The 22,052-nt window shown below is 70.0% G+C and carries 17 protein-coding genes and 1 pseudogene; 13 read left to right on the top strand and 5 right to left on the bottom strand.

Going from position 1 to position 22,052, the window contains the following annotated elements; all coding sequences use genetic code 11:
• The 7 genes from ACIQTO_RS07435 to ACIQTO_RS07405 all read left to right on the top strand — a co-directional run.
• Positions 1–1,586: WD40 repeat domain-containing protein (locus tag ACIQTO_RS07435; RefSeq protein WP_402384104.1), on the top strand; the 1,586-nt coding region annotated here is incomplete at its 5' end.
• Positions 1,587–1,685: 99 nt separating this feature from the next.
• Positions 1,686–4,247 (top strand): Z1 domain-containing protein, encoded by a 2,562-nt coding sequence (locus ACIQTO_RS07430; protein WP_402384101.1) that lies wholly within the window; start codon positions 1,686–1,688, stop codon positions 4,245–4,247.
• Entirely contained in the window at positions 4,244–5,269 is a 1,026-nt protein-coding gene (locus ACIQTO_RS07425) for a PD-(D/E)XK motif protein (RefSeq protein WP_402384099.1), read from the top strand. Before ACIQTO_RS07430 ends, ACIQTO_RS07425 begins: the two co-directional genes overlap by 4 nt.
• Positions 5,266–7,263: a hypothetical protein gene (locus tag ACIQTO_RS07420; RefSeq protein ID WP_402384096.1), complete on the top strand. Its 1,998-nt coding sequence runs from the start codon at positions 5,266–5,268 to the stop codon at positions 7,261–7,263. Before ACIQTO_RS07425 ends, ACIQTO_RS07420 begins: the two co-directional genes overlap by 4 nt.
• Positions 7,260–8,159, top strand: a complete 900-nt coding sequence (locus tag ACIQTO_RS07415) for a hypothetical protein (protein ID WP_402384094.1) — start codon at positions 7,260–7,262, stop codon at positions 8,157–8,159. The genes ACIQTO_RS07420 and ACIQTO_RS07415 overlap by 4 nt, the downstream gene beginning before the upstream one ends.
• Entirely contained in the window at positions 8,156–9,982 is a 1,827-nt protein-coding gene (locus tag ACIQTO_RS07410) for a DUF6339 family protein (protein ID WP_402384092.1), read from the top strand. Before ACIQTO_RS07415 ends, ACIQTO_RS07410 begins: the two co-directional genes overlap by 4 nt.
• A gap of 130 nt (positions 9,983–10,112) precedes the next feature.
• On the top strand, positions 10,113–11,222 hold the full coding sequence (locus tag ACIQTO_RS07405) for a DNA cytosine methyltransferase (RefSeq protein WP_402384089.1): 1,110 nt from the start codon (positions 10,113–10,115) through the stop codon (positions 11,220–11,222).
• A gap of 204 nt (positions 11,223–11,426) precedes the next feature.
• Here ACIQTO_RS07405 and ACIQTO_RS07400 read toward each other — a convergent pair whose 3' ends face one another.
• Entirely contained in the window at positions 11,427–12,083 is a 657-nt protein-coding gene (locus tag ACIQTO_RS07400) for a hypothetical protein (protein ID WP_402384086.1), read from the bottom strand.
• Positions 12,084–12,206: 123 nt separating this feature from the next.
• Here ACIQTO_RS07400 and ACIQTO_RS07395 point away from each other — a divergent pair, with 123 nt between their 5' ends.
• Positions 12,207–12,353, top strand: coding sequence for a hypothetical protein (locus ACIQTO_RS07395; RefSeq protein WP_402384083.1), 147 nt, complete (start codon positions 12,207–12,209; stop codon positions 12,351–12,353).
• Between the two features lie 48 nt (positions 12,354–12,401).
• Here ACIQTO_RS07395 and ACIQTO_RS07390 read toward each other — a convergent pair whose 3' ends face one another.
• Positions 12,402–12,923, bottom strand: coding sequence for a hypothetical protein (locus ACIQTO_RS07390; RefSeq protein WP_402384281.1), 522 nt, complete (start codon positions 12,921–12,923; stop codon positions 12,402–12,404).
• 23 nt (positions 12,924–12,946) lie between these two features.
• Positions 12,947–13,168, bottom strand: a complete 222-nt coding sequence (locus tag ACIQTO_RS07385; protein ID WP_402384278.1) for a hypothetical protein — start codon at positions 13,166–13,168, stop codon at positions 12,947–12,949.
• Positions 13,169–13,248: 80 nt separating this feature from the next.
• Between ACIQTO_RS07385 and ACIQTO_RS07380 the strand changes: the two genes are divergently transcribed.
• Positions 13,249–13,389 (top strand): hypothetical protein, encoded by a 141-nt coding sequence (locus tag ACIQTO_RS07380; RefSeq protein WP_402384276.1) that lies wholly within the window; start codon positions 13,249–13,251, stop codon positions 13,387–13,389.
• Between the two features lie 8 nt (positions 13,390–13,397).
• On the opposite strand, the pseudogene ACIQTO_RS07375 reads toward ACIQTO_RS07380, so the two are convergent.
• A pseudogene (locus ACIQTO_RS07375) lies at positions 13,398–13,814 on the bottom strand (hypothetical protein); the annotation flags it as partial.
• A 472-nt stretch (positions 13,815–14,286) separates the two neighbouring features.
• Here ACIQTO_RS07375 and ACIQTO_RS07370 point away from each other — a divergent pair.
• Positions 14,287–15,543 carry an IS701 family transposase gene (locus tag ACIQTO_RS07370; protein WP_402384080.1) on the top strand — a complete coding sequence of 419 codons (1,257 nt, stop codon included), beginning with the start codon at positions 14,287–14,289 and terminating at the stop codon, positions 15,541–15,543.
• A gap of 63 nt (positions 15,544–15,606) precedes the next feature.
• Here ACIQTO_RS07370 and ACIQTO_RS07365 read toward each other — a convergent pair whose 3' ends face one another.
• Positions 15,607–17,526, bottom strand: a complete 1,920-nt coding sequence (locus ACIQTO_RS07365) for a helix-turn-helix domain-containing protein (RefSeq protein WP_402384078.1) — start codon at positions 17,524–17,526, stop codon at positions 15,607–15,609.
• A 226-nt stretch (positions 17,527–17,752) separates the two neighbouring features.
• On the opposite strand from ACIQTO_RS07365, the gene ACIQTO_RS07360 reads away from it, so the two are divergent.
• The 3 genes from ACIQTO_RS07360 (at position 17,753) to ACIQTO_RS07350 (ending at position 21,886) form a co-directional block, all read left to right on the top strand.
• Positions 17,753–18,469 carry a 50S ribosomal protein L11 methyltransferase gene (locus ACIQTO_RS07360; protein ID WP_402384077.1) on the top strand — a complete coding sequence of 239 codons (717 nt, stop codon included), beginning with the start codon at positions 17,753–17,755 and terminating at the stop codon, positions 18,467–18,469.
• A 69-nt stretch (positions 18,470–18,538) separates the two neighbouring features.
• On the top strand, positions 18,539–20,653 hold the full coding sequence (gene pabB / locus ACIQTO_RS07355; RefSeq protein ID WP_402384073.1) for an aminodeoxychorismate synthase component I: 2,115 nt from the start codon (positions 18,539–18,541) through the stop codon (positions 20,651–20,653).
• Between the two features lie 216 nt (positions 20,654–20,869).
• Complete coding sequence (locus ACIQTO_RS07350; protein ID WP_402384070.1) at positions 20,870–21,886, top strand: ParB N-terminal domain-containing protein; 1,017 nt, start codon at positions 20,870–20,872, stop codon at positions 21,884–21,886.
• Positions 21,887–22,052 lie beyond the last annotated feature (166 nt).

Raw genomic sequence — 22,052 nt, 5'->3', positions numbered from 1 at the left:
CCACGGTTCGCGTGTGGGACCCGAAGTCGGGCGAGTCGGTGCACGTACTCGAGGGGCACGACGGTTGGGTCAACGCCGTGTGTGCCGTCTCGGTGGAGGGACGGACGCTTCTCGCGACCGCCGGGAACGACTCTGTGGTTCGTTTGTGGGATCCGGAGTCCGGTGCCGGTTACGGATACCTAGAAGGACATGCGGGTGCGGTATTGGCGGTGTGTGCCGTCGACGTGGGGGACCGGCCGCTTCTCGCCACCGCCGGTGACGACTCCACGGTTCGCGTGTGGGACCCGAAGTCGGGCGAGTCGGTGCACGTACTCGAGGGGCACGACGGTTGGGTCAACGCCGTGTGTGCCGTCTCGGTGGGGGGCCGGTCGCTTCTCGTGACGGCCGGTGATGATTCCATGGTTCGCATGTGGGATCCGGAGGCCGGTGTGGCGTGTGGGGGGCTTGAGGGCCATACCGATCGGGTGTTGGCAGCGTGTGCCGTCTCGGTGGGGGGTCAGCCACTGATCGTGACGGCCGGTGATGATTCCATGGTTCGTGTGTGGGATCCGGAGGTCGGAGCGGTTTCCGGCGGACTCGGGGGCCCTACCGGCCGGGTGTCGGCGGTGTGTGCCGTCTCGGTGGGAGGCCGGCCGCTGGTCGTGACCGCCGGACACGACGCCGGCGTTCAGTTGTGGGATCCGGAGTCCGGCGTCGTACGGCGAACCCTGGAAGGTCGCACCGGCCGGATTAGAGCCCTCTGCGCCCTGTCCACGAGTGATCGCAGTCTGCTCGTCACGGCCGGCGATCACACGATCCGTCTTCGGGATGCCGGTACCGGTGAGATTCTGCATAGCTTTGAAGGACACCCGGACGGAATCAATGCAGTATGCGAGGTCCCGATCGGTGATCGGACTCTGCTCGCCACTGCTGGCGACGACCGAACCGTTCGCCTGTGGGACCCCGAGGCCGTCGAGTCCTCGCGGACCTTCGACAGCGAAACCGGGTCGTTCAGCGCGGTATGCGCACTCTCGACGGGTGGTCGCACCCTGCTCGCGGCTGCAGGCGAGCGCCTCGCCGCGGTCGGCGGCGGGACGGTGATTCGCCTTTGGGACCTGGAATCCGGCAACATGCGGTGGACCTTCGAAGGCCACACCAAGGCGGTTAACGCCGTGTGTGCCGTGCCGCTGGGCGATCGCACTTTGCTCGCTTCCGCCGGCGACGATCGCACGGTTCGTCTGTGGGACCCCGAGACCGGCGATGCGGTTTCCGTTCACGAGGGCCACACAAGCCGGGTCACGGCTGTCCGGGCGGTCGTGACGGGTGATCGGACCCTTCTGGTGACTGCGGGAAACGACCACACGGTCCGGCTCTGGGATCCCTTCGTCTCCCATGCGGTGCGGGTCATTCCCGTTCGTTCCCCGGCGCTTTCCGTTGAAGAGGTCGACGGGCTGGTCGTAATCGGCCTGAACGACGGGGTGATGGCCTTGGCCATCACCCCGGCAGCGGTATCGCTGATGAATACGCCACGGTCCTCGGGCTTGCGCTCCGCTGCGGGTCGGAATGCGCGCGGTCTAGCCGCTGAAGCCGAGAGGAGCAGCCTGTGAAGAACACTAGCGTTTTTTTCCGGTGCGGTAAGAGCGCGACGGCGCGGACTTCGAATAATATTGACCTTATCGAACGAGATCGGGGAACGGTCGACTGCTATGACCGATGAATTCGACGGAATGTACGACACGTTCAAGGCGCTTCTTGACACGTTCACTCCGGCAGACTCGATTAAGCGGCTGGAGCAGTTCGGTATCGGCCCCGATGTTATCCAGCAAATCCGAGACCGGCACGAACGGGATGCGATTCGTGTCAGGGAGCTCGAGGAACCCCATGTCGTAGAGGACGGGACTCGCGAAACCTGGTACACGGGCTCGCAGCCCAAGGACAAGTGTTGGCCGGCGATCGAGGCCCTGCTTCGTAAGGACGGATGGCCGGAGCCGGCGGTCAAGAGTCTCGATGACTCCTCTTACCGCATCGTGTCGTTGCTCAACCATCCGCGGGAGAGGGCCTTCTCCACGCGCGGTCTTGTCGTCGGTTACGTGCAGTCCGGCAAGACGACCAATTTCACGTCGGTCGTGGCGAAGGCTGCAGACCGTGGCTACAAGCTGTTCATCGTCCTCGCGGGCGTCCACAACGGCCTTCGTCGCCAGACCCAGGCGCGACTGATTCAGCAGCTCGTGGAGCCGAATCCAACCTTGTGGTCCCAGCTAACGGGGCCCGACAAGGACTTCACTCCGCAGGAGAACCCGGCCTCGTATTTCGGCAAGAGCAACAAGACGCATGTGCTGTGCGTGGTGAAGAAGAATGCAGCGGTGCTGCGCAAGCTCGCTCGTTGGCTCGATCAGGCGTCGGAGTACCTGCAGGATTGCCCGGCGCTGATCATCGATGACGAGGCCGATCAGGCGACCGTGGCGACGAAGTCGATCAACCCGCTGATCTTGAGCATCATGGAGAGTCTGCCGAAGTGTGCGTACCTCGGCTACACCGCGTCCCCGTTCGCCAACCTGCTGATCGATCCGAGCGCCGAGGACCTTTACCCGAAGGACTTCGTGGTCAATCTGCCGAAGCCAACCGGTCATTTCGGTACGGAGGTTCTGTTCGGGCGCTATGCGCTCGACGGTGAGGATCCGGAGCAGGTCGACGACGGGCACGACATGATTCGGTCGATCCCCGAAGAAGACGTGCCGTACGTGCGTCCCGCCACGAAGGCGGACGTCGACGGCTTCGAGCCGGTTATCACCGACTCCCTTCGTGAGGCCGTCGAATACTTCTGGCTTGCCACGGCCGCTCGACGCGTGCGCGACAGGGGGAATCCGCACAACACGATGTTGATCCACACCAGCGTCAACACGGCGGTACACAACAGCTTCGAGTGGCCGCTCGAGCGACTGCGCGATCGGTCTGCGGAGGCCCTGGCGGATCCCGATTTCGTCGCTCGGCTGCGCGGGCTGTGGGACCGAGAGACCGCCCGCGTCGCAGCCGATGAGTTTCACGAGACGAAGGTGGCATTCGACCGACTTCTTCCGGAACTTCCGGGCGTCCTCGCGAGCTGCCGGATCATTATGGACAACTCCAGCAGTGAAGCCCGACTGGACTATGAGAACGGTCCGGTCGTGGCGATCGCAGTGGGCGGTAACACCCTTTCCAGGGGACTTACCCTCGAAGGCCTGTCGGTCAGCTACTTCGTCCGCTCGGTGTCGGCGTACGACACGCTCCTGCAGATGGGACGCTGGTTCGGGTTCCGAAACGGATACGCGGACCTTCCGCGGATCTGGATGACCGACGAGCTCGCCGGGTGGTTCCGTCACATCGCCACCGTCGAGACCGAGATGCGTCGAGATATCGACGTCTACATGACCGAGGCCGAGACACCGCTCACCTTCGCCGTGCGTCTTCGTACGCATCCGGCGATGCGTGTCACCGCGGCCGCCAAGATGCGGGGCGCCGTCATGGCCGCCTCCTCTTACGGCGGGAAGCGCGTTCAGACCCATTACTTTCACACCAATGCCGAATGGCTGAGGGGCAATCTCGCTGCCGCCCGGACGCTCGTGACCGCGGCCAAGACACATTCGGTGCGGATGGAGGAACGCCCTGAGGACGGTCGCTACATCCTCCGCGACGTGCCGCACGAGCTCGTGACCGACTTCCTGGCGTCGTATCAGTTCCATGAGAAGTCCCAGGAGAACGACGGCGACCTGATCACGGGCTACATCAGGAAGCGAGTCCGTACGGCCGGCTCGCTGGGCAGGTGGAACATCGCGATCGTCGGCCACCCCCGTGGTACCGAGGACAAGCCTCTGACCTTCGCAGAAGGCGTAACGGTCGGCCGGATCAGCCGCGCCCGCGTCACCACCACCAGCCCCACGCCCGACTTCGCCGACATCAAGACGCTGATGAGCCGCCGCGACGCCGCCGTCGACCTGGTGGGCGACACGGCCAAGCTCGCGGAGCAGGAGATCAAGGCCGAGCGGATGCGTCAGTTCCCCGACCACGGCCTGCTGGTCCTCTACCCGATCGACAAGGTCTCGACGCCCGACCCGTCCAAGCAGCAGCGGCGTGAGCCGTTGAACGCAGAAGAACACGTCATCGGCGTCGGCCTGGTCTTCCCCGAGCCGCGGGGCTTGGACAGCACGGTGGAGAAGTACATCTCGGCCGACCTCTCCGGGATCCAGATCGAAGACGAGGACTACAGCTTCCTCGACGGTGAAGGCGCATGACCGACAGCGCGCTCCGGAAGGTCGTCGAGCAACACTGGACCGCTCTCGAGACCGAACAGGCCAGCGGTGAACGACGCCTGCGAGTCTCCCAGCTCCCCGTGAGCACCGACGGCGGACCCTTGGCGGTGGGCGTCGATCGCGACGGCCACCGCCACCTCCTCGTGCCGATCCACTCGCATCAGAAGGTCCGGACGGGCCTGGACGGTCCTGTTCTCCGGCTGCGTAAGCGACCTTTGGGGGACAAGGAGATCTATCAGACGTACGCCGATCTCGGATGTCTGCGAGGTGACCTCAACGATCTGTTCACGGAACTGTGCGTGGAGGTTCTGGTCGTAGCCGAGAGCATGCCGGAGACCCCGGTCAAGGCCCTATACCGCGTGCTCGACCGGTGGCGTGCGCTGTTCCGTACAGAGAACAAGCCGCTGGGCCCAGCGCAACTTGCCGGTCTGTTTGGAGAGTTGATCCTACTCAATCGGCTTCTAGGCCAGGACCCGAGCGCTCACCGGCTCTGGCGCGGCCCGCGTGGTCACAGCCACGATTTCTCGACGGCGACCACCGCCGTCGAGGTGAAGTCCACCACGGTCGGGGAGGGACGTAGACCGCGGATCCACGGGCTCGACCAACTGGAGCCACCGGCGGACGGTCTCCTTTGCCTGGCGTGGTTCCGCCTTCAACGAACCACCGCAGACGGCCTGGGCACCGGATTCATCGAGTCGATCGAACGGGCGCTTCGGCTCTGCGACGACGAGAGCGCGCTACTCGAACTGCTCGCTTCGGCCGGCTTCCACCCCTCCCACGGCGATCACTACCGGGATGTGCGCTTCGTGATCACCGAGGAGACGTGGTATCGAGTCGATGCCGAGTTCCCCGGATTGACGAGCCAAGCCCTCGCGGCGGCAGGCGTGCCGGTGACGGTTCTGGAGGTCGAGTACACGATCGACCTGTCCGGAGAACATCCCGTGCCGTTGACGCACGACACCGTGTCCGAGGTGATCAACACCATGATCCAGGAGTCCGTGTGACGGAGCCCCGCTGGTTGTCCCAGCCGTTCCCTCCGGAAGGCGCAAGCGCGGCCGAAGGCATCCGTAACCAGCTCGGACGCCCCGAACTCGACCTTCTCACCATCTTGGTGCGGGAGTCCGCGCAGAACAGTTGGGACGCGCGCCTGGAAGGCTCCCCCGAACCGGTCGACTATCGAATCGACCTGGGGACGGTCGGCCCCGCACACGTACGCGAGTGGCGTGACCTGCTTCTGGGCGGGGCACCGATGAGCGCCCATCTCCCGCTGCGGGAGTCGCTGATGCGTGGCGTGATTCGAGTGCTGGCGATCTCCGACCGGGGCACCCGAGGTCTCGGTGGACCCACCAGAGCCGATGACGCGATCGGCGACGACCGAGATTTCGTTTCGTTCATCCGCAACATCGGCGAACCGCGTAATACGGCTCTCGGTGGCGGCACTTACGGTTTCGGCAAGGGCATCTTCTACCTGCTTTCCAGATGCGGCACGATCCTGGTACACACGCGTTGCCGGACCGACGAGGGAGGGTACGAGACCAGGCTCATCGGTTGTGCCCTGTGGAAGAGCTACGTCGCCCCTGGGCCCGCCGGCGAACGTCGGTACACCGGCAGGCATTGGTGGGGCGATTCCTCGGGCCCGGTCGTCGAACCCCTCGTGGGGGCCGAAGCCGAGGCCACGGCCCGACGCCTCGGTCTCAAGCCGTTCGGTCCCGACGAGACGGGCACCACGATCGTGGTCGTAGACCCTTACCTTGAGGACCTCGAGCCCGCGGCCGCGGCAGACTACCTCGCAGAGACCGTGACCTGGCATCTGTGGCCGAAGATGATCGCTACCGGTACCGGACAGCCCGCGATGCGTTTCACCGTCGTTTGCGACGGCCGGGATCATCCGGTCCCCGACCCGCGGCAGACACGCCCACTCGACATGTTCGTCGCCGCTTACGAGGCCATGATCGGCCCGAACGGTACCGACATCGAGTGCCGCAAACCCAAGAAGCACCTCGGCAGGCTCGGCCTGGTCACCCGGATCATCCCGCCCCTGGAACCCAGCAGCGCCTCCCGACTGCTCGGGATGGAAGACCTCGTCCATCACGTCTGCCTCATGCGGCCCGCCGAATTGGTCGTCACCTACCACCCCGGACCCAAGCCACCGAGCGTGAACCAGGGCTATGCCGGAGTATTCCGGGGAGACCCGGACATGGACGACGCATACGCGAGGGCCGAGCCACCGACGCACGACTCCTGGCATCCTCAGTCACTCGACTACCCCGATAGCACCTTCGTCCGGACGACGTTCCGGCGCATTCAGGAACAGATCGACGGGCTGCTCGCACTCGGAGGGACCGCCCGCCCCGGTGCCGCCAAGGTGGCACTGGGAGCGGCCAGCTCGCTCTTCGCAGGGCTTGTGGGAGGCGCTTGGGGAATCGGCGGAGCAACGGACTACCGCAGACCCGGCAGCACGGCGACCCCCTCTTCGCGTGCCTCGGAGGTCGACGAGCACGAGCTCCTCGAACCGGTCGACTCAGGCCGCCCCCCGGCGACTACCGGTTCCGCGACTACTCACCCGGCGTCAGGGGAGTCCGGCGCGGAAAGCGGTGATCCCGATCCGGGTGCCGCGCACGGCCACGGAGTAGCCGCTCCCGGAGGCGGTTCCTCTCGCCGTCGCCCCCGCGTGAAGTATCTCGGCGATCCCTACTACGACGACGGTTCCGACACCGCAGTCCTCGTGCAGGAGTTCATGTTGCCCGTACCCGGGCGCCAGCGAGTTCGCGTCGACCTGGCGGTCACTTTGCCGGGCAGCGGCGGACGAGAGTTGGACCCGCCCCTGGACGCGCGGATGCCCGAGCTCGTCGGCTGGCAGGACGCTACGGGACGCCTCCACACCGACCCGTCGTTCGAAATCGACGGAAGTGACGTCGTCTGGCGAGCTGTGGTCCGTCCCGCTCCGGACACCATGACCGAGATCGACATCAAGGTCGAGGCGGTGAGAGCCCAGTGAGCCGTCGGGCACTCCCGTATCGAATTCCGTCCGAAGACGTCGTCCAGGTCGACCCCTGGGACCTGATCACCGACGACGGCCACATTCCCATGCCCGAGGCCCTGCCCGACTGGGACTACCAGATGGATCTGCACCTGCGTAGAACCATCCGGATCGACCAGGATCGAGCACGCTCCCAGGCAGGACTCCCGCCCGAAGCCGTGCTCATGCTCGCCGCCGTTTGGACGGCCACCGGCTCCAACCTCAGCGGCCCGGCCCAGCACGTCCGCCTGACAGGCGGCGGATCGGTCACCGTCTCGCTCGACGTCCGGCTTCGAGGATCCGATCTGGGTGGACTCCTCCTCGTGGATACCGCCCTCCTACTCGCTGAACACCGAAGCGACGGCCGGCCGTCCTCGCCACGCCGCGCCGGATCGGTCCTGTGGAGTGACCGCTCGGCCCTGCGGCTTCAGGGCGACGCACCGCAATTCCCGATGGCAGTGATCGACTTCGGGCGGACCTCCTTTCCAGACGGTGCGGCTTGGCATCTGCAGATCAGCGGCAACCTGGAGAGCGCGACCATGGGCTCGCTTCTTCTGCTGGTCAATGAGCGGAACACGGCCGTCGCCACGGCCTTCGAAAACGCCGGCAAGCCGCGAGACATCGACAGGGTCGTGCTGTCCGCGGTGTACGCGGACACCGCGCGGACCATGATCGAACACGCGCTGTCACTCGACGAGTTCGTCGATGGCGCCGACTTCCCGGCCGAGTCGCTCGGCGAGACCCTGACGGCGCTGTTCGATCAGTTGTTTCCCGGTCGCTCGATCAGTGACACGAGGTTGCGCCGATATCAGTCACCGAGCCTGTTCGCCTCGGAAATACAGGAAGCCGTGAAGATCTTCGAGGTGTCGCGATGAGCAATCTCTACCCCCGGCTGCTTTCCGGCCAGGCTCGACGCCTGTTCGACGAATACTGCCAGCTCCCGCTTGCCCAACTTACGAAGCGGGTGGCCACGTCCCACGACTCCGCGGTCTACGTCGCGACTGGAGGCGACCGGATTTCCGAGGCCCGGCTCAGCCGGCTGCGTGGCCTGGTGCTGGATCTCGCCGCGGATGCCGGCTTTCCAGAGCCGGCCGGTCGCGCGCGGAACGCCGAGTTCGACATCCGACTCGCGGCGCTGTTGCACTCGGAGATGGGGCTGGTCCCCGCCGAAGCCGCTGCACGGGACGTGTGGGCCTTCCTGGCCTTGGTCCTGCTGCCGGACGTGGCCTATTGGCGCTACCCCGAACCGCCCAGAGACCGCATACTCGGCACCGACCTCACTCGTCATGTCTTCGGTCGTCTGTGGTGGCGGGCCCAACTCGTCCATTCCTCTGGCGACCCGGAGCCCTACGGCGCGCTCGGAATCCTCGGCGAGGCCGCATTCGACCAGATCTATGCTCGCCGAGCAGCGCTCGGTGGAAGCCCGCACACGGTCAAGGCCATCCTGCGGGTCTGGAACGGACTCGACCTGCGAGGCCTGAACGAACGCGACACTCTGCGTGACTTTCTCAAGAGAATGCTGCGGCTCGCCCCGTTCGTCCTCTTCGATGGAATCGAGGAGCGGGCGCTCGATGAGGAAATGCGGGCCGTCGCTCATGAATCGGTGACCGCACTGCTACGAGCGTCCTCCCCGGCACCTCCATCGCCAGGAGCATCGGATCGGGCCTCCGCGCCCGTTCCGGCGCACACACAGTCCAAGGCCCGGCCGGCGAGTGATGCTCCCCGTGAAGTGTCGTCACGGCTCACCTCACTGGAGATCTGTGCCGGGTCCGGAGCCCAGGCACTCGGTCTCGAGCGCGCGGGCTTCGAACCGATCCTCCTACTCGACCGCAGCCCCAAGGCGTGCGCGACCATATCCCTCAACCGCCCCCACTGGGACGTGCGCTGCAACGAGATCGGGGACTTCGACCCTCTGGAGCACCCGGAGGCGCTAGAGGTGGACCTGCTCAGCGGTGGCCTGCCTCGAATCAAATCGGCAGCCGCAGTGCGGAGGGCCGACGACGAGGAACCACGCAAGGTGCTCGAAGCCGCATTGAGACTGGTGGCCCTAGTCCGACCCAAGGCGGTTCTCCTCGAGAACCTCGCCGACCTCGTCGCAAGTCCGGATTTCGCCGCCGACCGTGCTTGGATCGAAGCCGAGCTGGTGCACGCCGGTTACCATTCGAACTGGGCGGTGCTCGACGCCGCGGACTTCGGTGTGCCCCAGCACCGGAAGAGTGGATTTCTCGTCGCTCTCCTTGAGCCTTTCAGTCCCGGCTTCTTCTGGCCGGAGCCCATCGGCAGGCCCGCGCCGACCGTCGGTGACGTACTTGGGGCTTCCATGGCCAGCCACGGTTGGCCCGGTGCCGACACCTGGTCCGCCCGAGCGGATCGCGTGGCGCCCTCGCTCGTGGGCGGCTCGGAGAACCGAGGAGGGGCAGACCTCGGTCCCACCGGGAGCAAACGAGCCTGGGCCGCTCTAGGGGTGGACGGCAACAGCCTCGCTAACGATCCTCCGAGTGCCGGCTTCCCGGCGGACGGGTATCCCAAGCTCACGGTGAGGCAGGCGGCGATGATCCAGGCGATCCCGGCCGACTGGCAGCTGGCAGGCGGGAAGACCGCCGAGTACCGGCAGGTCGGCCATGCTCTGCCGCCACCGGTGGCGGAGGCCGTGGGTCGCGCGATTGCCCGCGCCCTTGAGGTCGGCGGGGGAGTATAGGTCCACCTACACACCGGCAGGTTCGAAGGAGCGATTTCGCCGGCTAGCATAGGGGTCGACCCGAGTCCGTGACGCGGGAGAGCGGCACGAACCGAGGCTCTCCCGTACCCCCACCCCGCAAGGAAACCGCGTGTCTGCGCCCTTCAAGATCATCGACCTGTTCGCCGGCCCGGGAGGGCTGGACGTGGCAGCGCAGGCGCTCGGCCTTCCGGTGGTCACGGGCATCGAATTGGACGAGGATGCGTCTGCTACACGCACGGCGGCCGGTCTGCCGACGAAAACCCGGGACGTGCGCGAGTTCAAGCCGAGCGATTTCGAGGACGCCAATGTGCTGGTAGGCGGCCCGCCGTGCCAGACCTTCACCGTCGCCGGGAACGGTGAGGGCAGGGCAGCGCTTGATAAGGTTCTCGAATTCGCGAATCGCTACGCCGCGGTGCAGCCCGGGCAGCACAACGAGGAGTTCGCGGCGATTCGCGACGATCTCAAGCAGCTCAGTGACGAACGTACCGGGTTGGTCCTGGAACCGCTGCGGTGGGCGCTTGAAGCACTCATCGACGGACGTCCTTACCAGGCGATCGTGCTAGAGCAGGTACGCGCGGTACTCCCGGTCTGGCGGGCGTTCGGCGAGATCCTGAAGGCCAAGGGCTACACGGTGGCAGACCCGGAAATCCTCCACACCGAGGAGTTCGGGGTTCCCCAGACCCGCCGTCGCGCCATTCTGATCGCCCGATGGGCGGGCGATGGTGCCCGGCTCGAGGGGGAGCCGAAGCTTCCCAAGCCCTCTCACCGACGTTATGCGAAGGGGACGGACCGGAATTCGGGAGATTCGTCCCGTCTCCCCTGGGTGACGATGCGGGAGGCGCTGGGGCGAACGGACCGCTTCGAGGTGATCTCCAACTACGGTACCGGTGGTAACCCGAAGGACCGAGGGCGACGCCGGTACGACGAGCCTTCCGCCACCGTGACCGGCAAGGGTTCGCGCAACAAACTCGAGTGGCATGGCCGGGATCTGGGCGCGTTCTCCCTCTCAGAGCTGGGTGTGCTCCAGACCTTTCCCCGTGACTATCCGTGGCGCCGACAGAACGGTGACGACGTCGACGCGCCCGGTGTGCGAAGCGTAATCGCCCAGCAGATCGGCAATGCCGTGCCGCCACGGCTGGGCATGCATGTCCTCGCGTCCGCGCTCGATTTCAAGCGCGAGGATCTCGAAGCAGCGATCAAGCTTCGGTACGACTACTGAGCTCAGGCGCCGTGCGGCGCATGCCGGAGCCGCCGGGCCGACCACGGGTGGACACGTCCGGGCGGCCGAGCACCTGGGAGACGTAGCCACGGACCGGGCCTGCCAGCGGCGGTTGCCGATGGCGCCGCACTCATCGCGGGCGCTGATGAGTGCGGCGGTGGGGATACGGGGCATGGGGTTCCCGACGTGGGTGGGAGTGGAAGATCAGGGCCGGGCGGTGACCGGCACGCTGAGACGGGCGAGGGTGACGGTGGCGGCGAGTGTCTCCTCGACGGGCAGCCACGGGATGCACTCGAGTAGCGCGGCGCGGGTCGCGGACCGGGCGGGGTCGGCAGTGTCGCAGCCGACGACGACGGCGCTCTTCGACCGGCCTAAAGAGGTGAGACTCGTAGAGATCCTGGATCCGTAGCGGGCCGATCGGCCGCCAGAACAGGACGACGTCGGCCAGGCGAATGGTGCGGTCCTGCCAGCCGAACGGCACCCACGTCGCATCGCATAGGGGTCGACAGTGGGGTTGCGCGACGGCCGAGGGTTGAGGACGGTGCGGTCGAAGCGCGCGGCGGCGAGCAGATCGGCCGTCTCGCTCTGCCAGTCCGGGCAGCCGATGCTCTGCCCGGCCAGGTAGACCGACGGCGCGCCATCGGGATCGAACCGCTGGGGGCTTCGACATATCTCATCGGGAGACCGCCTCGGGCCGGGGCGGCCTGTGCTCAGCAGCACGGGGTCGCCGCCGGACAGCCCGGTGCGCGGCAGGTCGGCGAGGACGGCCGTGTCGACCACGATGGCGCAGCGGTCGCGCAGATGGCGGTCCAGATCCCGGCTCGCCAGGGTGTCGCCGACGGGTAGTGGTGGCGTGCTCATCAGCTCTTTCGCGTCGTTGGAGTGCGGCCCTGGCCCGAACGGCCGCCATGCGTTTGGTGCGGGGTCCATCGATCAGGCGGCCGGTGGGTGCCGGTCGCCGCCGGTGTCGGAGCGAGTCGCCGCGTGAGCGCGGTAGTTGACGAGGCGGTCCACGGTGGCGAGGGCGGTGAGCGAGGCGAGGGCGAAGATCCCCAGGTACAGCTGCTGGCGGACCTCGACACGGTGCTGGACGAGGTACAGGGCGGCGGCGCCGACCTGGAGGCCGAGTAGGAAGCAGCCACCCCCACCACCGCGCGGCCCGCTCTATGCGCCGGGTGCTCACGCGGCCAGTGGGTTGGAGGCCGCGGCCCGGCGCAGGGGTTCGGCAGGCCAGGACGGATCTATGGCGCTGAGCACGGTCAGCCCGGACAGGACACCGACGAGGCTCGCCTGGACCTGGCTTCCGACGCCCAGTTGGGAGAGCAACGTCTTGATGTAGGTGCGCATTGTGGTCGGCGCTATGCCGAAATCGGCGGTCAGCTCCGGGATGGAGCGCCCGACGGCCAGCCGTCGAGGATCTGCTGCTGGCGCCTGGTGAGCCGGGGCCGCACCGCGAGCGCGGCGCAGGGCTCGACGGTGTCGGTGACGATCCGATGGAGCGCCGGACCAGGCGGCGAGCTGCTGCACGGTGCGGCACCCCGTCTTGACCAGCAGCGCCGCGATGGCGGCACCGACGTCGGCTCCGAACAGGCCGGCCTCGGGGTCGGCACCGATCCGGCCGTGGTCGGTACCGGCAACGATGAGGGCGACCAGCAGGGCCTCGTGAGAGGTGAGGGCGGGCAGGGGCAGATGGGGGTTCACGGCAGCGCCTCCAGGAGGGCGAGTCACAGCTGTTGGGGGATGGGGGTGCCGGGCGTGGAGAGGTGGAACAGCAGGCGGGGACCGAGTCGGGCGGCCTGGTCCGCACCGATCACGAGGACGAGGTCGCCGGGCGCGGTGACGGCGTGGATCGTCTGCTCGGGGCCGGGCTCGCAGGGACCGGAGCACACCCGGTGCACCGGGGCCTCCAGCGCTGCGGTCGTGGAGGCGGCGATGGCGTCGAGCACGTCGTCGGTCCACCACCAGCCGGACCTCGCCGCCGTGCCCGGCGGTCCGGTTCCGGGCCTGGGCGTTGAGGATCCAGCCCGTGTTGCCGTCGTCGAGCGCCGCCGCCAGCACGGCCGCTGCGGTCGTGGTGCTGTGGCTGCCGCTCACCGCCACCGTCGTACGCCCGGCCTGCGCGCACACCTCGGCCAGTGCGTGTCCGCGGGCCAGAACCGGCACCTGAAGCTGCTGCGCTTGGTCGAGTTCGGGGTGAGGGCCGATAACGACTCCGGACCACACCACGCACGAGCGGTCCTCGCGGACGTGGCTGGCTTCGAATCCGACGGTGACCTTCACTTCGGCTGCTGTCAGCTGCTCGACCACCGCGCTGGCCTGGTCGGCGGGGTCGATGCTGCCGGTGACGTCGGCGCCGCGACTGGCCAGCCACAGGGCCAGGCCCTCCACGCCGGGCTTGGCGATGTCGACCAGGTGCGGGGCGGCCAGCCGCTCGGGCAGGGCGAGGGCGGGCGGCCTGGACGGGGTCGGGCACTCGGGTGCGGGCAGGGGTGGCCATGCGGATTCTCCAGCGTGATCAGGGAAACAGGACGAGGGGTTGAGCCCCGGGCCGGTCGCGGGCGGGGGACACCGCGGCCGGCCCGGGGCTTTCATGCCTGGGCGAAGCCGCGCTCCAGCTCGGCGTCGGTGACGCGGGCGGCGTGGTGCTGAAGACGGCGGCGGTGTTGAAGAGGCCGTTGCCGACCCTGCTGACGAAGCTGGCGATGATGAGAGCGCGTTGCGGACCGGACGCCGGCTCGCCGGGCACCCGTCGTTTGAACCCCCGCATGATCATGTCAGCCAGGCTAACAGCGGCCCCCACCGGGGTTCCGCGCGGTCCGCGGGGCCGCGCGGACCGGGGACGGTCCACCCCTCCGACCGTTCGGAGGGTGGCCCGGCACCCGCTCGGGGAGGGTGGGGGCGCACCGGTGCTCCGGGTTCGCGCCCGGCGGCGCCCCTGATGGTGCCCGAGCGACCCTTGACAGCTGCGGTGAGGGGGCCGGCCCACCTCCCCAGCGGGCCGTCGGGCCGTCAGTCTTGACAGGGCGGCGACCGGAGGCCGCCGGGTCATCGAAGGGGGCAAGTCGTGATCGTGCCGTTCGGCGAGAGTGGGGCCGGGTCGGAGCTGTACCTGCCGCAGCGGCGTCACCCGGCGGGTGGGCCGGGTGACGTGTGGGAGGCGGCGACCGGTGAGCTGGCCGGCGCGCTCTTCGCCTCGCTCACGCGACGCGACCAGCGTCAGAAGGGCGAGCAGTACCTGCGGGGGCTCCTGCAGGCGCGCGGGCGCAAGTCCATCCGCAACATCGCCGCCCATGTCGGCGGCCCCGCCGCCGAGCAGAGCCTGCACCACTTCATCAGCAGTTCCACCTGGGACTGGATGCCGATGCGGGAGGCGTTGGCCCGTCACCTCGCGCGGACGGCGGCGCCACAGGCCTGGGTGGTGGGCCCGATGCCGATCCCCAAGGCCGGCGACCAGTCGGTGGGGGTGGAGCAGGGGTTCGACCAGTGCCAGGGCCAGAGCTTCCACGGCCAGCAGGCGTTCGGGGTCTTCTACGCCTCCGAGCTGCTGACCGTCCCCGTGCACTGGCGGCTGTTCCTGCCCGGGTCCTGGCTGCGGGACGACCTCAGGCGGCGCCGGGCCGAGATCCCGGAGGGGATCGCCGAGGAGACGCTGCCGGACTGCGCGGTCGCCGCCTTCACGGAGTCGGTCGGCAGCTGGCGGGTGCCGGCGCGGCCGGTGGTGCTGAACACCTACGTCGACCGGGTCGCGGCCACCGTCGACCGGTTCACGGCGGCCGGTCTGCCGGTGGTCGCCCGGGTCAGCGGTACGTCCCGGCTGGAGGTCCGTGACCCGGCCCTGCCCGGGTACGGCGGCGGACCGCTCGCCGCGCAGCGGATCCTGGCCTCGGTCAAGGGCTTGCGCCGGCGCAGTACGTGGGGCGGGCCGACCGGGGCGGGCGGGTCGCTCACCGTCGCGGTCCGGGTCGGTCCGGCGGACGGCTCCGGCCGGGCCCGCCGCCCCGGCTCCGGTGACGGCGACCGCGACCGTGACCTGCTGCTGCTCGGCGAGTGGGTGGACCCGGACAGCTCGCCGGTGGCGCTGTGGGTCACCAATCTGGCGTCGGCCCCCGCGGGCGCGCTGCTGCGGCTGACCAAGCTGGCCGGGCGGGCGTGCCGGGACCTGACCGGGGTCGGCGAGGAGGTCGGCCTGCGGGACTTCGAGGGCCGCTCGTTCCGGGGCTGGCACCGGCACATCTCGCTCGCCTCCGCGGCCCACGCGGTCACCGCGATGGCGGGGGTCGGCGGGAGCCCGGCCGAGTACCCCGCCCCGCGTTCGGCCTGACCGCACGACGGCCGGTGGACCGGGTGCGGTCCGGTCCACCGCGCCGGTCCCGGCGGGCGGGTCCTACCGTTCCGTTCCCGGGTAGACCGCGCCGCGGGCCCGGTGGAGGCGCAGGGCCAGCTGGATCTCCAGCGCGCCGCCGGGCTGCTGCCAGTCCGGGCCGAGCAGTTCGGTGATCCGGTCCAGCCGCCGGGAGACGGTGTTGGTGTGCACGTGCAGCTGCTGGGCGGCCCGGGTCGGGCTGCCCCCCGAGGTGAAGTAGGCCTCCAGGGTCTGCACGAGGTCGGTGCCCCGCTGGGTGTCGTAGTCGATGACGGCGCCGACCGCCGAGGTGATGAAGGCGCCGGCGTCGCGTTCGTCGGAGAGCAGCAGCCCGAGGAAGCCCAGGTCCGATGCCGACGCCGTGCCGCCGATGCCCCCGAGGGCGATCAGGGTGTCGAGGCAGCGCCGGGCCTCCTGGTAGAGCTTGCCGACCGACACCAGGTCCTGGGCCGGCCCCGCCGCCCCCGCCGAGACGGCGTGGCCGAGCAGGGGTGACAGCTCGTTGGAGGCCGCGCGGGCGGCGGCCGAGGCGTCCGTGCCCGGCAGGAGCAGCACCAGCAGTTCCCCGCTGACGGTCTTGAGCCCGCCGTGCCGGTAGGCGTAGGAGGAGGCCCAGACGGCGGCCTCGCCCTGTCTGCCGCCCTCGGGACGCAGCACCACCACGACGTGCCGGCCGGCCGGGTCGATGCCGAGCCGGCGGGCGCGCGCGCTCAGGCGCCGGCTCGACTGCGGTGTGCTGGCCAGCAGGTCGTCCAGGTACTCGTCACGGGCGGGCCCGGCCGCGGCCGACACGCTGTGCCGCAGCAGCAGGACGAGCGCGACGGCCTGCCCGGTGGAGTAGAGCAGCTGTCTGCCCTCCTCGGTCAGCGGGGACCTCGCCTGGAACAGCAGCACGCACGGGCCCGCGACCCCGGTGGTGACGTGGGTCGCCCAGACGGTGTCGGTCACCGCGATCGGCGCGCCGGCGGCGTGCGAGTCCACGAGCGCCTTGACCGCCACCGCCTCGTCCAGGCGGGGGAGTTCTCCGGTGCAGGCCAGGATCTGCCCGGACGCGTCCCGCAGGACGAGGGTGCCGTCGAGGGCGTCCCCGACGGCCCGGACGATGTCGTGCGGCTCGGCGCCGCCGAGCACCCGGTCGGCGAACTCGCTCTGGGTCCGGGCGACCAGGCGGGTGCAGGCCAGGGCGGTGTCGGTGCGGGCGGCGGCCTCCCGCGCGTCGGCCAGTTCGGCCCGCAGGCGGTCCGCCCGCCGGGTGGCCTCGATCGCCGCGGCGGCCATGTCGGCGAACGAGCGGAGCAGGCCGACCTCGTCCGGGGTGAAGTGGCGGCGCTGGCGGGCGGCGCCGTAGAGCGCGCCGACCACCACGTCGCCGTGGGTCATCGGCACCGCGAGGATCGCGCGCAGGCCCTCGGCCCCCACCACCGCGTCGATCTCCGCGGAGTGCGGGAAGCGGTCGTCGGTGAGGTAGTCGGAGGTCCAGAACGGCGCCTGGCGGCCCTGCGCCTGCTCACCGAGGCCCAGGCCCTGGCCGAGCGACAATCCCTCGCTGAGCGCGGTGGTCTCACCGTCCGAGCGGTGGACGTAGGAGCCGCCCTGGGGCAGCCGCAGGCTGACGTACGCCATGTCGAAGTCGAGCAGCCGCCGCGAATGGCCGGTGATGACGTTCAGCAGGGAGTCCAGGTCGGGCTGGTAGGCCAGGTCGCGGGCGGTGGCGACCAGGGACGCCAGCGACGCCTCCCGCCTGCGCCGTTGGTCGGCGGCGGCCCGCACCTCCAGGGCCAGCCGGACGGCGTGTTCGAGCCGGCCGAACTGTGCGGCGGTGAGGTCGTCCTGACGGGCCGTCCACAGCAGCTCCTCGAAGCGGCCGGGGGGTGCCTCCTGCACGAGAAGTTCGAGAACGACCGGTGTATGGGCGTCCATCGACGCGTCGCCCGAGTTCAAGAAGCGTCCCCCCACGCAAGACCCACGAGATCGTTGGTGGAGCCTAGGTTGTGCGTTTGTGCTGGTCAAGCGAGAGCGGCCGGGCCGGCCGGGCGCGGTGTGCTCCGAACACCTCGGCGAAGGGCCCGAGGTGTCATCGGAGCACCTTACGGGGCGCCCCGCGGTTTCGAAACGATGACCTCGGAAGTCGGACAGCGGCCTTCCTCGAAAAGGCAAGGGGCGGGGGATGACAGATCTGAAGAGTTACGCGAGATCTCTGGAACGCAGCCGGTCGGCGCTGACCCGGGAGGACCGGCCGGACCGGTTCACCATGGCGGGCCGGGAGTGGGACCTGCTGCCCGGGGTCTTCGCGCCACCGTTCTCGGCGACCACCGGGACGGCCATGGAGATCCTGGGGCTGGTCGGCGCACGGGAGACGCCGTACCGGCGGTACGGATCGTTCCTGGAGATCGGCGCCGGGACCGGCATCATCGCGATCACCGCGGCCCTGGCGGGCAGTGGCCGCGTGGTCGCCTCCGACATCAACCCGCTCGCGGTGGAGAACACCCGGCTGAACGCGCTGCGGCACGGCGTCACCGACCGGGTGAGCGCCGTGCACAGCGACCTGTTCTCCGCCCTGGACGGCGGTGAGCGGTTCGACACCGTCTACTGGCACTCCAACTTCGTCCTTGCCCCGACGGAGTACAGGTACGCCAGCGACCACGAGCGTGCCTACGTCGACCCGGGCTACCGGGCGCACCGCGGCTACCTGGCCGAGGCGCCGCTGCGGCTGACCGAGGGCGGCTGCGCCCTGCTGCAGTTCAGCGACCGGGGCGACGTCGAGCGGCTCCACGCGATAGCCGCCGACTGCGGCCGGGAACTGCTGGTCCGGCACCGGCAGGACTTCCTCGAGGGAAGCGAGACGATCGAGCACATCCTCTTCGAGATCCGCGCGGCGGACTGAATCCGCCGTTCGCGCGGCCGACTGTCCGCCGATCGGGCGGGAGCGCCCGCCCGGGGCCACGGAGGTACCTTGCGTACGCTGCTCATCGACAACTACGACTCCTTCACCTACAACCTGTTCCACTACCTCGCCGAAGTGGGCGGCCACGAGCCGGTGGTGCTCCGCAACGACGATCCGCGGTGGCACCGCGGGCTGCTCGACGCCTTCGACAACGTGGTGCTCTCGCCGGGGCCCGGAAACCCCGCGGTCGCGGCCGACTTCGGGATCTGCCGCGAGATCGTCGAGCACGCGGACCTTCCGCTGCTCGGGGTCTGCCTGGGGCACCAGGGGCTGGCCCTGGCGCACGGCGCCACCGTCGGGCGGGCCCGCGAGCCGCGGCACGGCCTCGTCTCGCCCGTGCTGCACACCGGTACCGGCCTGTTCGAGGGCCTGCCCTCGCCGTTCGAGGCGGTCCGGTACCACTCGCTGGCCGTGACGGACCTCCCGGCGGAGCTGGAGGCCGTCGCGTGGACCCCGGACGGCGTCCTGATGGGCGTCGAGCACCGGCACCGCCCGATGTGGGGGCTGCAGTTCCACCCCGAGTCCGTCCTCACCCGGCACGGCCACGACCTGCTCGCCAACTTCACCCGGCTCAGCAAGACCTGGCGGGCCGAACGCGGCCGGGAGCGGGTGGAGTCGGTGGCCCTCGGGCCGCTCGCCCGGGCGGGCGCGGAGTCCGCCACCGGGGGCGACGGGCCGCGGCCGCGCTCCCTGCGGGTCCTGGTGGAGCGGCTGCCCACCCGCTGGGAGGACGAGGTCGCCTACGACCGGCTGTTCCGCACCGGCGCGTACGCCTTCTGGCTGGACAGCAGCCGGCCCGACGCGGCCGGCGGCCGCTTCTCGATCATGGGCGACGGCTCGGGGCCGCTCGCCCGGGTCGCCGAGGCCGACGTGGCGAGCCGGACGGTGACCGTCCGTTCGGCCGGGGAGACCGAGGTGCTGTCGGCGGACTTCCTGGACTGGCTGGACCAGGACCTGCGGGCGAACCGGGCCGAAGTGCCGCCGCTGCCCTTCGCGTTCGCGCTGGGCTGGGTCGGCTACCTCGGCTACGAGCTGAAGGCCGAGTGCGGCGGCGGGACCGTCCACCGGTCGCCGGACGCCGACGCGGTGACGGTCTTCGCCGACCGCGCGGTGGTGCTGGACCACGCCACCCGCACCACCTACCTGCTCGCCCTGGCGGAGGGGGGCGAGGAGGAGGCGGCCCGGGCGTGGCTGCGCACGGCCGGGGACGCGCTGGAGTCGGTGGCCGGCCTGGCGGCGGGGGAGTGTCCCGAACTCCCGGACGTGGGCGGTCTGCGGCTGCGGCACGACCGAGACGCCTACCTGCGGCTGATCGACGACTGCCAGGAGCGGATCGCCGCCGGCGAGACCTACGAGGTGTGCCTGACCAACATGATCGAGGCCCGGGGCCACCTCGACCCCTGGGACGGCTACCGCGCGCTGCGCCGCGGCAGCCCGGCGCCGTACGCGGCACTGCTGAGCTTCGGCCGGCTCTCGGTGCTCAGCACCTCGCCCGAGCGCTTCCTGCGGATCGAGGCGGACGGCGGCGTGGAGTCCCGCCCGATCAAGGGCACCAGGCCGCGCGGGGCGACCGCGGCGCGGGACGCCGAGCTGGTGGCGCAGCTGCGCTCGGACCGGAAGGACCGGGCCGAGAACCTGATGATCGTCGACCTGGTCCGCAACGACCTCGGCCGCCATGCCGAGATCGGCTCGGTGCGGGCCGACAGCATCTTCGAGGTGGAGACCTACGCGACCGTGCACCAACTGGTCAGCCCGGTCCGGGCGCGGCTGCGCGCGGGGCGCGGCGCGGTGGACTGCGTCCGGGCCGCGTTCCCGCCGGGCTCCATGACCGGAGCGCCCAAGGTCCGGACGATGCGGATCATCGACGAACTGGAGGCCGGTCCGCGCGGTGTCTACTCGGGTGCCCTCGGGTACTTCTCGCTGACCGGGGCGGCCGACCTGAGCGTGGTCATCCGGACCGTGCTGATCACCCCGGGCCGGATCCGCTACGGGGTCGGCGGCGCCGTCATCGCGCTGTCCGACCCGGCGGAGGAGTTCGAGGAGACCGCCGTGAAGGCGGGTCCGCTGCTGGAGGCGGTCGGGGCCACGTTCCCCGGGCGCCACCCGGATCCGGCGGTGCTCTGAGCGACCGGGGGGACGGCGGGCGGCCCGGGCCGCCCGCCGTCCCCCCGGACCGGTCTCACGGCAGGCGAACCGCCCTGGTCGGAGCACGACTTGACGGACTCCGCCGTACCTGACGGAGTGCTTGATCACGGTTGGCCCGGTCGCCCGGCCTGCCGCACGATCTTCCGGACAGCGATTCGTGCCGACCAGTGGTCGGCCAACGGGGGGAGCGCTTTCGTGACGGTCACCGGTAACTCGACGCCCGCCATGCCCGGCGTCGACCCCTCCGGTCCCAGACGGGTGCCGCTCGACGCGCTGAAGCCGTCGGACTCGCCGCGCGCCCGGCGCCTGGACGAGGAGCACGTCCGCAAACTCGCCGACTCCGATTGGGAGTTCGAACCGATCCTGGTCCACCGCGGCACGATGCGGGTGATCGACGGCACGCACCGGCTCTCGGCCACCGCCCTGCGCGGCCGCCGGGAGATCGCGGTCCGCTTCTTCGACGGCAGCGAGGCCGACGCGTACGTCATGTCCGTCCAGCTGAACGTCCGGCACGGGCTCCCGCTGACCCCGGCCGAGCGCCGGCTCGCCGCGGGCCGCATCCTGCGCTCCCACCCGCACTGGTCCGACCGGGCCATCGCGGAGCGCACCGGCCTGAGCGGCAAGACCGTGGGCAAGCTGCGGCGCGGTGCGAGTGCGGAGATTCCGCAGTCGCACACCCGGACCGGCCGCGACGGTACCGTGCGCCCGCTCAGCAGCGCCGAGGGGCGCCGGCTCGCCGCCGCCCTGCTGGCGGAGGACCCGGGCGCCTCGCTGCGCGAACTGGCCCGGGGCGCCGGGGTGTCCACCGGTACGGTCCGTGACGTCCGGGACCGGCTGCGCCGCGGCGAGAGCCCGGTGCCGCAGGGGCGGCGCGACGGCGCCGGGCCCGCGGTGGTGCCCCCGCAGGTGCCCCGGCAGCGGACGGCGGAGCGGCCGCCGGGAGAGGCACCGCCGGGGGACGTCGCGGCGGACCTCGCGAGCGCGGCGCTGCGGAAGCTGATCAGGGATCCGGCCCTGAAGGCGACCGACTCCGGCCGGCTGCTGCTGCGCGCCCTGCTCACCACGGAACTGACGCCCGACCAGTGGGAGCGGATCGCCGACGCGCTCCCGCCGCACAGCGTCCCGCTGGTGCACGTCGCGGCCGCCCGCCGCAGCGCGGAGTGGAGCGCGCTCGCCGATGTGCTGGCGCGGCGGGCCCGCGGCGCGGCCTGAGCCGCACGACGACCATGGACAACCTGACCGTCCGCTAGCCGGGCCCGGGGGGGCGACGTCCGGCCGTCCCCGAATTCCGCTGCAATGCCCCTTTCGTTTCCCCCACCCGCACCGCGCACGCCGCGTGTGCGGGCCTTCGGCATGCCCGAATTCGGGAGGTGCGGGC

It is taken from the genome of Kitasatospora sp. NPDC091207 (assembly GCF_044768625.1).
Lineage (GTDB): Bacteria > Actinomycetota > Actinomycetes > Streptomycetales > Streptomycetaceae > Kitasatospora.
This window is presented reverse-complemented; position numbering and strand designations above follow the sequence as displayed.